The 13,307-nt window shown below is 70.6% G+C and carries 9 protein-coding genes; 8 read left to right on the forward strand and 1 reads right to left on the reverse strand.

The window, feature by feature from the left end; translation table 11 throughout:
* Positions 1 to 144: 144 nt before the first annotated feature.
* Entirely contained in the window at positions 145 to 2,685 is a 2,541-nt protein-coding gene (locus E1166_RS24715; protein WP_243710498.1) for an alpha-L-arabinofuranosidase C-terminal domain-containing protein, read from the reverse strand.
* Positions 2,686 to 3,079: 394 nt separating this feature from the next.
* On the opposite strand from E1166_RS24715, the gene araB reads away from it, so the two are divergent.
* From araB to E1166_RS24755, 8 genes are all read left to right on the forward strand, one after another.
* Positions 3,080 to 4,810 (forward strand): ribulokinase, encoded by a 1,731-nt coding sequence (araB, locus tag E1166_RS24720; protein WP_132342351.1) that lies wholly within the window; start codon positions 3,080 to 3,082, stop codon positions 4,808 to 4,810.
* Positions 4,807 to 5,499: an L-ribulose-5-phosphate 4-epimerase gene (locus E1166_RS24725; RefSeq protein ID WP_207914485.1), complete on the forward strand. Its 693-nt coding sequence runs from the start codon at positions 4,807 to 4,809 to the stop codon at positions 5,497 to 5,499. The genes araB and E1166_RS24725 overlap by 4 nt, the downstream gene beginning before the upstream one ends.
* Before the next feature lie 145 nt (positions 5,500 to 5,644).
* Positions 5,645 to 6,643, forward strand: a complete 999-nt coding sequence (locus E1166_RS24730) for an ABC transporter substrate-binding protein (RefSeq protein WP_132342352.1) — start codon at positions 5,645 to 5,647, stop codon at positions 6,641 to 6,643.
* A gap of 186 nt (positions 6,644 to 6,829) precedes the next feature.
* Positions 6,830 to 8,374, forward strand: coding sequence for a sugar ABC transporter ATP-binding protein (locus tag E1166_RS24735; RefSeq protein WP_132266793.1), 1,545 nt, complete (start codon positions 6,830 to 6,832; stop codon positions 8,372 to 8,374).
* Positions 8,371 to 9,447: an ABC transporter permease gene (locus E1166_RS24740; protein ID WP_132266791.1), complete on the forward strand. Its 1,077-nt coding sequence runs from the start codon at positions 8,371 to 8,373 to the stop codon at positions 9,445 to 9,447. Before E1166_RS24735 ends, E1166_RS24740 begins: the two co-directional genes overlap by 4 nt.
* A complete protein-coding gene (gene yjfF / locus E1166_RS24745; RefSeq protein ID WP_132266789.1) occupies positions 9,444 to 10,436 on the forward strand; it encodes a galactofuranose ABC transporter, permease protein YjfF in 993 nt (330 codons plus the stop codon). Before E1166_RS24740 ends, yjfF begins: the two co-directional genes overlap by 4 nt.
* A 30-nt stretch (positions 10,437 to 10,466) precedes the next feature.
* On the forward strand, positions 10,467 to 11,972 hold the full coding sequence (gene araA, locus E1166_RS24750; protein WP_132266787.1) for an L-arabinose isomerase: 1,506 nt from the start codon (positions 10,467 to 10,469) through the stop codon (positions 11,970 to 11,972).
* Positions 11,973 to 12,137: 165 nt separating this feature from the next.
* The gene (locus E1166_RS24755) at positions 12,138 to 13,166 is read left to right on the forward strand and encodes a LacI family DNA-binding transcriptional regulator (protein WP_207914487.1); all 1,029 of its coding nucleotides are present in this window, start codon (positions 12,138 to 12,140) and stop codon (positions 13,164 to 13,166) included.
* Positions 13,167 to 13,307: the final 141 nt, after the last annotated feature.

Raw genomic sequence — 13,307 nt, forward strand, 5'->3', positions numbered from 1 at the left:
GGTCGGGACAGCGGTGGTGGCCCCCGGGGCGGCGGGAGCGGCGGTGGCCGCGGAGGCGAGCCCGCCGACCAGGCCGGTCGCCGCCACCCCCAGGCTGCCGCGCAGCAGGTTACGCCGGCTCAACGCGTACGTCATCGTGGTGCCTCACTTGGTCCGGATGCGCAGGAAGGTGACGGAGTTCGCCGGGAAGGTGTGGACGAAGTCGCCACTGATCCCGCGCAGGTCGCTGGTGACCGGTTGGATCGGCTCCGCCGTCCGGGTGTTCGCCTCGCCGGGGTCGCCGCTGATCACGGTCGCCCGGGCGGTGTCGGCCACCGCCAACCCGCCCAGGTCGACCCGGGTCACGGCCGGCTTGTCCTGCGCGTTGACGACCTTGACGATCAGCTCGCCGGTGGCGTCGTCGCGGGTGACGACCTGGGTGAACGGCCGGGTCACCCGGTCGTCGGTGAAGCTGCCCCACACCTGGCCGTTGAGCAGCAGCGTCACCTTGGTGCCCCGGACCTGGATCCGGATGTCGTACGTGGTGCCGGTGGTGATGCTGTTGGGCTTGGCGAGCAGGGTCTCCTTCGCGCCACCGGTGGCCTTCTCCACCGCGCCCTGGGTGTTGTTCCAGCCGCCGAGGTTCCACCAGTAGAAGTTGCCGGAGTCCTTCACGCCGAACGCGATGAGGAAGCCCTCCGCGCCGGCGTTCTTACGCGCCGTCAACGTCAGGTCGTAGTCGCCGGCGCTGACGTTGGCGGCCTTGACCAGGGTGTCCTGGGCGCCGGTGTCGGACTGGACGTACGCCCCGTCCACCACCGACCAGCTGCCCCGGTTGGCCAGCGGCGTCCAGGCTCCGGCCCCGGCGGAGAAGTCGTCGGCGAACAGCACGGTCCCGTCGGGGGCGGTCACCCGGACGTCGTCGTAGGTGGCGGAGGTGGCCCAGGTGGACAGTCCGATCGCTCCGGTGATCGCCGTCGGCTGGGCGGTGGGGCCGGTGACCCGGCTCGGCACGGTGCGGTCGCCGACGTTGTTCATGAACAGCTTCTGCACCTGGTAGCTGGTGGAGCCCCAGGACTCGTCGTTGTCGAACCAGATCATGTCTGGCCGCCACTGGACGTGGTCGATGTTGGCCAGCAGCGGCGCGTACGCGGCCATCCGCACCACGTCGGCGTTGCGCTCCAGCCCGGTCATGTACGACGCCTCGGCCAGCGCGTTGAACAGCTTGTTGTCCTGTGAGGCGTACTCGCCGAGGAACACCTTCGGGCCGTTGCGGTCGTAGGAGTCGTAGCGGGTGTTGTTCTGCAGGAACCAGGCCGGGCTGTTGTAGTAGTGCTCGTCGACCATCTCGACGCCGGCGGCGCGGTTGAGTTCCCACAGCCGGTCGAAGGTGGCGCCCTGGTCGTCGGGGCCGGAGTTGCCGATCACGGTGATCTGCGGGTGGGCGGCCTCGATCGCGGCGCGGAACCGCTGGAAGTGGGCGAAGTAGGCGTCCGGCAGATTCTCCTCGTTGCCGACCGCGACGTGGGTGAGCCGGAACGGCTCGGGGTGCCCCATGGAGGCGCGCACCGCGCCCCAGGTCGAGGTGGTCGGGCCGGTGGCGAACTCGATCAGGTCGAGGGCGTCCTGGATGTGCCGGCGCAGCAGCGCCTCGTCGTTGGTGGCGCGGTTCTGCCCGCAGCCGGTGACCAGGGCCGGCAGTACCGGCAGGGGCATCGCGCCGATGTCCTCGGCGAACTGGAAGTACTCGAAGTAGCCCAGGCCGTACGACTGGTTGTAGCCCCAGAAGTTGGCGTTGGTGGCCCGCGTCTCGATCGGACCGACGGTGTCCTTCCACTGGTACGACCGGGCTCGCTCCCAGTTGGAGGCGGCGTCGTAGCCGGCCATGCTGTTGGTGTTCACCAGGCAGCCGCCGGGGAAGCGGACGAAGCCGGGCTTCAGCGCGGCGATCTTCTCGGCGAGGTCACGGCGCAGGCCGTTGGGGCGGCCCCGGAAAGTGTCCCGGGGGAACAGCGAGACCATGTCGAGGCGCAGCGTTCCGGTGCCGGAGCCGCGGACCGACAGTCGGGCGGCGTCGGTGGTGCGGGCGGCACGCAGGGTTCCCTTGTACTGCGTCCACTTGTCACCGCGCACGATCACGGTCAGCGGTGCGGCGAGGGGTTCACCGGCGGCGTCGTGCAGGGTGACCGAGAGCGCGGTGCCCCGGGGAGCCCCGGTGCGGGCCCAGACCGAGAAGTCGTACCGGGCTCCGGCGGTCAGGGCCACCCCCTTGTTCCAGCCGGCGTTGGTGACCCCGAAGCGGCCTCCGCCGCTGTTGGTCAGGTCCAGCCGCAGGTAGGTACGGTTGCGGTCGTTGAGCCGGAGGGCGTCGTTGACCGTGGTCGCGGTGCCGGCGCCGCCGTCGGTGGCGCTCGGCGTCCAGGCGGTCATCCCGGTGAACGACGAGTGGTCGCTGGGCAGGAACTCGAAGGACCGGTTGCGGACCAGTTCCGCGTAGAGGCCGCCGTCGGCGGCGTAGTTGATGTCTTCGAAGAACACCCCGTAGTGGGCGTCGTTGATGGCGACGCCGGGGACGGCGGGATCGACCGTGACGGTGTATTCCGGCTGCGGGGCCGGTTCCCGGGCTGCTCCGGGGGCCGCCGTGGTGAGGGTGACGGCCACCATCGCGGCGGTCGCTGCCGCGAACAGCGGTTGTGGTCGGAACAAGGTGCCTCCTGAGCGTCGTGCCGGACCTCGGGGTCGCCTGGCGGTGGTTCGTACCCGATGGGTGTTCTGGGTGCCTTTGATGTGAGCGCTAACAGGAAGCGAGTATCACGGCCGCATCTCCGCTGGTCAATACCGTGGCGGCGGCCGGGTCACGGCGCGGGGGGCACGGTGGTGTGCACCGGTCTCACGGTGCCGTGACCGGATCGTTAGAGAAGACCTCCGGTCAGCGCGATGGCGCTCGTCGACCCAGGTGAGGGGCGGCTGTCGCGTCCGTTCGCGGCGCTCGGTCGCCCCGACCGACCGGCGCCGGTGTCGAAGATGTTTCAGACGTGTCTTGACCGGAGGCGATGTGAGCGCTAACACTGTGCCCCAGCAGGTGAGTGGAGGATGTTTCATGGACGTAGGCGCAGGACCCCAGGACCAGTACGTCGTCGGCGTCGACTACGGCACGTTGTCCGGCCGGGCGCTGGTGGTGCGGGTCGCCGACGGTGCCGAACTGGGCACGGCGGTGCACGAATACCGCCACGCGGTGATGGAGCGGACCCTCACCGCCGCCGACGGCCAGCAACTGCCGGCGGACTGGGCCCTGCAGGACCCGGACGACTACCGCGAGGTGCTCCGGCAGGCCGTCCCGGCCGCACTGGCCGCCAGTGGCGTCGACCCGGCGCGGGTGATCGGCATCGGCATCGACTTCACCGCCTGCACCGTGCTGCCCACCCTGGCCGACGGCACCCCGCTGTGCGAGCTGCCCGAGCTGCGCACCCGGCCGCACGCCTGGGTGAAGCTGTGGAAGCACCACGCCGCGCAGGGGCAGGCCGACCGGATCAACGCCCTCGCCCACGAACGCGGCGAGCCGTGGATCGGCCGCTACGGCGGCAAGATCTCCGCCGAGTGGCAGTACGCCAAGGGCCTGCAACTGCTGGAGGAGGACCCGGAGGTCTACGCCCGGGCCGAGCGGTGGATCGAGGCCGCCGACTGGATCGTCTGGCAGCTCTGCGGTGTCGAGACCCGCAACGTCTGCACCGCCGGATACAAGGGCATCCGTCAGGACGGCACGTACCCGTCGCGCGACTACCTCGCCGCGCTGAACCCCGACTTCGCCGACTTCGTCGCCAAGATCGACGGCCCGCTGGCGCCGCTGGGCGACCGGGCCGGCGGACTCACCGCGCAGGCCGCCGCCTGGACCGGTCTGCCCGAGGGCATCGCGGTGGCGGTCGGCAACGTCGACGCCCATGTCACCGCCGCCTCCGCCCAGGCCATCGAGCCGGGCCGGCTGGTGGCCATCATGGGCACCTCCACCTGCCACGTCGTCAACGGCGCGAAGTTGGCGGAGGTGGCCGGCATGTGCGGCGTGGTCGACGGCGGGATCAGCGCCGGCGCCTGGGGCTACGAGGCCGGACAGAGCGGTGTCGGCGACATCTTCGGCTGGTTCGTCGAGCACGCCGCACCTGCCGGCTGGGCCTCGCACGAGGAGCTGACCGCGGCCGCCGCCGCCCAGCCCGTCGGCGCGCACGGCCTGGTCGCGCTCGACTGGTGGAACGGCAACCGCTCGCTGCTGGTCAACCACCACCTCAGCGGCGTGATCGTCGGCCTCACCCTGGCCACCCGGCCGCCGGACGTCTACCGGGCGTTGCTGGAGTCGACCGCGTACGGCACCCGGATGATCATCGAGGCGTTCGCCGAGGCGGGCGTGCCGGTGGACGAGGTGATCGTCGCCGGTGGCCTGACCAAGAACGAGCTGCTGATGCAGATCTACGCCGACGTCACCCAGCGCCCGCTGGGCATCATCGGCTCGGCGCAGGGGCCGGCGCTCGGTTCGGCGATCCACGCGGCGGTGGCCGCCGGGGCGTACCCCGACGTGGCCGCGGCGTCGGCGGTGATGGGCCGGGTCGACCGGGACGTCTACCGGCCCGACCCGGAGCGGGCCCGCGCCTACGACGCCCTGTACGCCGAGTACCGCCGGCTGCACGACCACTTCGGACGCGGCGGCGACGAGACGCTGCTGCGCCTGCGCGCCATCCGCAACGCCGCCCGCGGCGCGGCCGACCCCGCGGACGCCGCCCCCGGGGCGGCCGAGCCCACGCCGGTCGTACCGGCGGCGAATCCCCTGGAGGTGTCGGCATGAGCCGCACGTTGCCCGCCGAGGTGACCCAGCTGCGCCAGACCGTGGCTGCCCTGCACGCCGAGCTGGTCCGTTACCAGCTCGTCGCCTGGACGGCCGGGAACGTCTCGGCCCGGGTGCCCGGCCACGACCTGATGGTGATCAAGCCAAGCGGGGTCTCCTACGACGACCTGCGAGCCGACAACATGATCGTCTGCGACCTCGACGGGGTCGTGGTCGACGGGGACCTCTCCCCGTCCAGCGACACCGCCGCGCACGCCTACGTCTACCGGGCGATGCCGGAGGTGGGCGGCGTGGTGCACACGCACAGCAACTACGCCACCGCCTGGGCGGCGTGCGGGGAGTCCATCCCGTGTCACCTCACCGCCCAGGCCGACGAGTTCGGCGGAGAGATCCCGGTGGGTCCCTTCGCGCTCATCGGCGGTGACGACATCGGCAAGGGGATCGTGGCCACCCTGTCCGGGCACCGCTCCCCGGCGGTGCTGATGCGCAACCACGGCGTCTTCACCATCGGCAAGGACGCCCGCGCCGCGGTGAAGGCCGCGGTGATGTGCGAGGACGTGGCACGCACCGCCCACCTGGCCCGGACGCTCGGCACCCCGGTGCCGATGGCCCAGGCCGACATCGACTCACTCTACGACCGCTACCAGAACGTCTACGGCCAGCCGGGCTCCGGTTCCGCGAAGTCCTGACCCGGCCCAGGTCGGGCCGGCCGGACCCACCCCCAAGGGGTTGACCGGCCCGACGCACCACCGCACCACCCACCGATCCCGTCGTCCGGCGTGCCGTAACGCCCGGGGCCGGTGGTTCCACCCTCACCCCCAAAGGAGTCATCACATGACCCGCACCACCCTCACCCGTCGCAGCCTCGGCGCGCTGCTCGCCGCGGGCCTGCTGGCCGGCGGCCTGACCGCCTGCGGCAACAGCGACACCGGCGACAGCGCCGGTGGCGGCGACGGCAAGATCGTCCTCGGTTTCTCCCAGGTCGGCGCGGAGAGCGGCTGGCGTACCGCGAACACCACCTCGATCAAGGAGGCCGCTGCGGAGGCCGGGATCGAGCTGAAGTTCGACGACGCCCAGCAGAAGCAGGAGAACCAGATCAAGGCGATCCGTAACTTCATCCAGCAGAAGGTCGACGTGATCGCCTTCTCGCCGGTGGTGGAGTCCGGCTGGGACACCGTGCTCAAGGAGGCCAAGGACGCCAAGATCCCGGTGATCCTGACCGACCGCGCCGTCGACTCGGCCGACAAGAGCCTCTACAAGACCTTCATCGGCTCGGACTTCGTCAAGGAGGGCCGCCTCGCCGGTGAGTGGCTGGTCAAGGAGAAGCAGGCCGCGACCGGTCCGGTGAACATCGTCGAGCTGCAGGGCACCACCGGCTCGGCGCCGGCCAACGACCGCAAGAAGGGCTTCGCCGAGGCGATCGCCGCCAACCCGAACCTGAAGGTCGTCGCCTCGCAGAGCGGTGACTTCACCCGGGCCGGCGGCAAGCAGGTCATGGAGCAGTTCCTGAAGGCCAACCCGAAGATCGACGTGCTCTTCGCGCACAACGACGACATGGGCCTGGGCGCGCTCGAGGCGATCACCGCGGCCGGCAAGGTGCCGGGCAAGGACATCACCATCATCACCATCGACGCGGTCAAGGACGGCATGCAGGCCCTCGCCGACGGGAAGTTCAACTTCATCGCGGAGTGCAGCCCGCTGCTCGGCCCTCAGCTGATGGAGCTGGTGAAGAAGGTCAAGGCCGGCGAGGAGGTCCCCGTCCGCGTCGAGACCGAGGAGACCACGTTCACCCAGGAGCAGGCGAAGGCCGCTCTGCCCACCCGCAAGTACTGACCGGCCCGCCGCGTCCCCACGCGGCGTCCCCGGGCGGCGAATCCTCGCCGTGACGGCGTCGGGCCGGTGGTGTCGACGACACCACCGGCCCGACCGCCTCCCGCGCCGCACGCGCCGACGGACCGCGTCCGCCACGGGCGGTCGCACCCGTCCCGCACCGCCGCACACCACGAAAGGTCTGGTGGGATGTCGCAGAGGCATCCGGTCCTGACGATGACCGCGATCAGCAAACACTTCCCGGGAGTACGGGCCCTCGACGGCGTCGACTTCCGGCTCTTCCCCGGTGAGGTCCACGCCCTGATGGGCGAGAACGGCGCCGGCAAATCCACTTTGATCAAGGTGCTGACCGGCGTCTACGGCACGGACGCCGGCACCATCACCCTCGACGGCACCCAGGTCTCCTTCACCGGGCCGATGCAGGCCGCCGCGGCCGGCGTGAGCACCGTGTACCAGGAGGTCAACCTCTGCACCAACCTGTCGGTGGCGGAGAACATCTTCATCGGCCGCGAGCCGCGCCGAGGCGGCGCGATCAACTGGCGCCAGATGCGGCGCCAGGCACAGGAGGCGCTGGCCCGCCTCGACCTGCACATCGACGTCAGTGAGCTGCTCGGCAGCTACTCGCTGGCGGTGCAGCAGATGGTGGCCATCGCCCGCGCCGTCGACGTGCAGGCCCGGGTGCTCATCCTCGACGAGCCGACCTCCAGCCTGGACGCCGACGAGGTCGCGCAGCTGCTGCGGATCATGCGCCAGCTCCGCGACCAGGGCATCGCGATCCTCTTCGTCACCCACTTCCTCGACCAGGTCTACGGCATCGCCGACCGGATCACCGTGCTGCGCAACGGTCGCCTGGTCGGCGAGTACCTCACCGCCGACCTGCCCCAGCTCGCCCTGGTCGAGAAGATGATCGGCAAGGAACTCGACGCGTTGGAGCAGCTCGACTCCGAGGCCGGCAAGGATCCGGCCAGGGTGGCCGAGGGCAGCCCGCTGGTCGAGGCCGACGGGCTCGGGCGCAGCGGCGCGGTGGCGCCGTTCAGCCTGACCATCCACGCCGGTGAGGTGGTCGGCATGGCCGGCCTGCTCGGTTCGGGTCGTACCGAGGTGGCGCGGCTCTTCTTCGGCGCGGACCGCGCCGACAAGGGGCAGCTGGTCGTCGACGGCAAGCCCGTGGCGATCCGCAACCCGATCGCCGCGATCGACCGCGACATCGCCTTCTGCTCCGAGAACCGCCGCACCGAGGGCCTGATCGGCGAGCTGTCGGTGCGGGAGAACATCATCCTGGCCATGCAGGCCGCCCGGGGCTGGCTGCGGCCGGTGCCCCGGCGCAAGCAGGACGAGCTGGTGCAGCGCTGGATCGAGGCGCTGAGTATCCGTCCGGCCGACCCGGAAAGACCGGTGCGCAACCTCTCCGGCGGCAACCAGCAGAAGGTGCTGCTGGCCCGCTGGCTGATCACCGAGCCGCGGCTGCTGATCCTGGACGAACCGACCCGGGGCATCGACATCGGCGCGAAGACGGAGATCCAGCGCCTGGTGGCGCAGCTCTCCGACGGCGGCATGGCGGTGCTGTTCATCTCCGCGGAGCTGGAGGAGGTGCTGCGGCTCAGCCACAAGGTCGCCGTGATGCGGGACCGGCAGCTCGTCGCCCAGCTCACCAACGACGAATCCCTCGACGCCGACCGCGTCATGCGGGCCATCGCCAGTGGCGCCCGGCAGGAAGGGTTGGAGAAGGCATGAGCACAGTCAAGGCGCGCCTCGCGCCGGTTACCGGCCACCGGCTGTTCTGGCCGTTGGTGATGCTGGTCGTGCTGCTGGTGGCCAACACCGTGTACCGGCCGAGCTTCCTGTCGGTCGAACTGAAGAACGGTCACCTGTACGGCAGCCTGATCGACATTGTCCGGCTCAGCGCGCCGCTCATCCTGGTGGCGTTGGGCATGTCCCTGGTCATTGCGACCGGCGGCATCGACCTGTCGGTGGGCTCCGTGGTCGCGGTCAGCGGCGCGGTGGCCTGCCTCTGGATCAGCGAGCAACCCGACCAGAACAGCCTCGGCGGCGTGTTCACGGCGCTGGCCATCGCGTTCGGCCTCGCGCTGGTGCTCGGCGTCTGGAACGGGGTGCTGGTCGCCGTGATCGGCATCCAACCCATCATCGCCACGCTGATCCTGATGGTCGCCGGTCGTGGCCTGGCCCAGCTGATCACCTCCGGTCAGATCATCACCATCAACAGCGAGCCGTACAAGACGATCGGGGTGGGGCACCTGCTCACCCTGCCGTTCGCGATCATCATCGCCCTGGTGGTGGCGGTGATCGTGGCGGTGCTGACCCGGCGTACCGCGCTCGGCATGATCATCGAGTCGGTCGGCGGCAACGCTGAGGCCAGCCGGCTGGCCGGCATCCGCTCCCGGCGGATCACCCTCCTGGTGTACGTGGTGAGCGCGGCCTGCGCGGCGATCGCCGGGTTCATGATGACCGCGAACGTCTCCAGCGCCGACGGCAACGCCGCCGGCCTCTGGGTGGAGCTCGACGCGATCCTGGCCGTGGTCATCGGCGGCACCTCGCTGGCCGGCGGCCGGTTCTACCTCAGCGGCACCATCGTCGGCGCGCTGATCATCCAGACCCTGACCACCTCGGTGTACGCGATGAACATCGACCCGCAGACGGCGCTGCTGTTCAAGGCCGTGGTGGTGATCGCGGTCTGCCTCATCCAGGCCCCGGCGTTCCGCGCCCGGTTCCGCCGGAAGCGGACCCTGGCACCGCCCCCGCCCCCGGCGCCGACCGCCGAGAAGCAGAAGGAGCAGGTCCCGGCATGACCACCACACCACTGGCCGTACGCGCCGACCGGGCCTGGTGGCGGGTGCCGCAACGGCACGTGCCGGTGCTGGCCACCTTCGTCCTGCTGCTCGTCATGTACGGCGTCGGCGTCGCGCAGTACCGCGCCTTCTCCAACATCCAGGTCATCTTCAACATCTTCATCGACAACGGCTTCCTGCTCGTCGTCGCGGTGGGGATGACCTTCGTGATCCTCACCGGCGGCATCGACCTGTCGGTCGGTTCGGTGGTGGCGATGACCGCGATGGTCTCCGCGTCACTGCTGCGCGACGGGATGAATCCCGCGTTGGTGCTGGTGATCGCGCTGCTGATCGGCCCGGTGCTGGGGTTCGCGATGGGCTGCGTCATCCATTACTTCGACATCCAACCGTTCATCGTCACCCTGGCCGGCATGTTCTTCGCCCGGGGCATGTGCACCTGGATCAGTTCGACGTCGATCCCGATCACCGACGGGTTCTGGACCTCGGCGGCCCAGGAACGCATCCGGCTCGGCGAGAACTTCGTCTCGGTCAGCGTGTTGATCGCCCTGGCGGTGGTCGCGGTGGCGGCGTTCGCGCTGGCGTACACCCGGCTGGGCCGCAACGTGTACGCCATCGGTGGCAACCCGCAGTCGGCTCTGCTGATGGGCCTGCCGGTGGGGCGTACGAAGATCGCCGTCTACACGATCAGCGGGCTCTGTTCCGCGATCGGTGGCATCCTGCTCTCCTTCTACACCCTCTCCGGCGCGCCGCTGATCGCCATCGGCATGGAGTTGGACGTGATCGCCGCGGTGGTCATCGGTGGCACCCTGCTGACCGGTGGCTCGGGCTACGTGTTCGGCACCGTGCTGGGCGTCCTGGTGCTCGGCGTGATCCAGACGCTGATCACCTTCGACGGCAGCCTCAGCTCGTGGTGGACCAAGATCGTGATCGGGGCGCTGCTGTTCGCCTTCATCCTGCTCCAGCGTCTCGTCGGCATCCGCAAGAAGTGACCCCGACCGTTACCCCGGAAGGCAACTCCCATGACTGACCCATCGCCGGCCCCCGAGGTCTGGTTCCTGACCGGGAGCCAGGGTCTGTACGGCCCGGAGACCCTGCAGCAGGTGGCCGAGCAGTCCCGGCAGATCGCCGCGCGGCTCGACGCCGACCCCGCCATCCCCGCCCGGGTCGTGTGGAAGCCGGTGCTCACCTCCAGTGCCGAGATCCTGGCGGTCTGCCGCGACGCCGCCGTCCAGGGCGCGGTCGGGGTGATCGCCTGGATGCACACCTTCTCCCCCGCGAAGATGTGGATCTCCGGCCTGGACTCGCTGCGTACCCCGCTGCTGCACCTGCACACCCAGGCCAACGTGGCACTGCCCTGGTCCGAGATCGACATGGACTTCATGAATCTCAACCAGGCCGCGCACGGCGACCGGGAGTTCGGGTTCGTGCAGACCCGGCTCGGGGTGGCCCGCAAGACCGTCGCCGGCCACGTGAGCAACCCGCAGGTCACCGCCCGGATCGCAGCCTGGGTCCGGGCCGCGGTCGGGCACGCCGAGATGCGGTCGCTGCGGCTGGCCCGCTTCGGCGACAACATGCGCGACGTGGCAGTGACCGAGGGCGACAAGGTTGAGGCGGAGCTGCGCTTCGGCGTCTCGGTCAACACCTACGGCGTCAACGACCTGGTCGCGGCGGTCGACGCCGTCGCGGACGCCCGCGTCGACGAGTTGGTCAAGGAGTACGACGACAGCTACCGGCTGGTGCCCGAGCTGCGTGCGGGCGGGGAACGGCACGACTCCCTGCGCTACGCGGCCCGGATCGAGGCGGGGCTGCGCGAGTTCCTCGACGCCGGCGGGTTCCGGGCCTTCACCACCAACTTCGAGGACCTCGGCGGCCTGCGCCAGCTGCCCGGCATCGCCGTGCAGCGGCTGATGGCCGACGGCTACGGCTTCGGCGGCGAGGGGGACTGGAAGACCTCGGTGCTGGTCCGCACCCTGAAGGCGATGTCGGTCGGCACCACCGGCGGCACGTCCTTCATGGAGGACTACACCTACGACCTCACCCCGGGGCAGGAGGTGGTCCTCGGCGCGCACATGCTGGAGGTGTGCCCGACCATCGCCGCGGACACCCCGAACGTGGAGATCCACCCGCTGGGCATCGGCGGCCGGGAGGACCCGGTGCGGATGGTCTTCGACGCCCAGGCCGGCCCGGCCGTGGTGCTCGGCCTGGCCGACATGGGGGAGCGGTTCCGGCTGGTCGCCAACGAGATCGACGTGGTCACCCCGCCGCACCCGCTGCCGAAGCTGCCGGTGGCCCGGGCCGTGTGGCGGCCGCGTCCGGACCTGCCCCGGTCGGCGGAGGCGTGGCTCACCGCCGGCGCACCGCACCACACCGTCCTGTCCCAGGCGATCGGGGTCGAGGAGCTGTACGACCTGTCCGAGATGGTTTCCACCGAGCTGGTGGTCATCGACGCGGACACGACCACCCGGCGGCTCGCCGACGAACTGCGGTGGAACCAGGCCTACTACCGGTTGGCGCGCGGCTTCTGACCGCCGCGCCGCATGGGCGGTGGCTGACGTGTCCCCCTGGCACCGGGGCCGCGTCGGCCATCGCCCGCGGTACCGCGGATCGACACCGCCGTCACCGGTGGCGGTTGTCGATCCGGCTGGCCGGCGTGATCACCGCCGGTCGACGATGAGCACGAGGGAGCAGCCATGGGCCAGCAGCCGGGTACACGGGTCGCGGTGATGAGCGACGTGGCCCGGCTCGCCGGGGTCTCGCACCAGACCGTGTCGCGGGTGCTCAACAACCACCCCAGCGTCCGGCAGGAGACCCGTGAGCGGGTGCTGCGCGCCGTGCACCAGCTCAACTACCGCCCCAACGCGCTGGCCCGGGGGCTGGCCGGCCGCCGGTCCCGGGTGATCGGGGTGATCAGCTTCGACACCATCCTCTACGGTCCGGCGGCCACCCTGCTCGGAGTGGAGCGTGCCGCCCGGGCCGCCGGCTACGGCATCAGCATCGTGGCGCTGGAGCAGCTGGACCGGGCCGGGATGACGGCGGCGATCGACGCCCTCACCGAGCAGTCGGTGGCCGGGGTGGTCATCATCGCGCCGTTGATGACGGCGGCCATCGCGGTGCACGGGCTGCCCACCGGGGTGCCCGCCGTGGTGGTCGAGGCCGGCGGGGGAGCGGGGGTGCTGCCCAGCATCTCGGTGGACCAGATGACCGGGGCGCGGTTGGCCGTGGAGCATCTGCTCGGTCTGCGGCACGAGACGGTCTGGCACATCGGTGGCCCCCGCGACTGGCTGGAGGCACGCGCCCGGGTCGAGGGCTGGCGGCAGGCGCTGGACGCGGCCGGTCGGCCGGTGCCGCCGGTTCTCGTCGGCGACTGGAGCCCTCGCTCCGGGTACGAGATCGGGCTCTCCCTGGCCGACCGACCGGACGTCACGGCGGTGTTCTGCGCCAACGACCACCAGGCGCTGGGCCTGCTGAGCGCCCTGCATCAGCGGGGCCGGCGAGTGCCCGACGACGTCAGCGTGGTGGGGTTCGACGACATCCCGGAGGCCGAGTACCTGTCGCCGCCGCTGACCACCATCCGGCAGGACTTCGACGAGGTGGGTCGCCGGTGCGTGGCGACGCTGCTGGAGCTGCTCGACACCGACGCGACCGTCTCCGGCATCACCCGGCCGGCTGTCCCGCCGATGCTGGTGGCCCGGGCCAGCAGTGCCGCCCTGCCGCGCTGAGCGGCGACCCTGCTGTCCCGGAGTGAGTGAGCACGCCCCTACGCAGCGGAAAGGAAACGTTCGGATCCTTGACTCGGTTGATTTGTTGCGTTGACAATTCCTGTTTGTTAACGCTCACATCCCCGACGTGAGGGATTCATC

Origin of the sequence: Micromonospora sp. KC213 (assembly GCF_004348325.1) — a bacterium.
Taxonomy (GTDB): Bacteria; Actinomycetota; Actinomycetes; order Mycobacteriales; family Micromonosporaceae; genus Micromonospora.

Bases quoted from the DNA above. Each gene is read 5' to 3' on its own strand.
- E1166_RS24735 (WP_132266793.1), top strand. From the start codon at position 6,830: ATGTCGCAGAGGCATCCGGTCCTGACGATGACCGCGATCAGCAAACAC.
- E1166_RS24730 (WP_132342352.1), top strand. From the start codon at position 5,645: ATGACCCGCACCACCCTCACCCGTCGCAGCCTCGGCGCGCTGCTCGCC.
- araB (WP_132342351.1), top strand. From the start codon at position 3,080: ATGGACGTAGGCGCAGGACCCCAGGACCAGTACGTCGTCGGCGTCGAC.
- araA (WP_132266787.1), top strand. From the start codon at position 10,467: ATGACTGACCCATCGCCGGCCCCCGAGGTCTGGTTCCTGACCGGGAGC.
- yjfF (WP_132266789.1), top strand. From the start codon at position 9,444: ATGACCACCACACCACTGGCCGTACGCGCCGACCGGGCCTGGTGGCGG.
- E1166_RS24725 (WP_207914485.1), top strand. From the start codon at position 4,807: ATGAGCCGCACGTTGCCCGCCGAGGTGACCCAGCTGCGCCAGACCGTG.
- E1166_RS24740 (WP_132266791.1), top strand. From the start codon at position 8,371: ATGAGCACAGTCAAGGCGCGCCTCGCGCCGGTTACCGGCCACCGGCTG.
- E1166_RS24755 (WP_207914487.1), top strand. From the start codon at position 12,138: ATGGGCCAGCAGCCGGGTACACGGGTCGCGGTGATGAGCGACGTGGCC.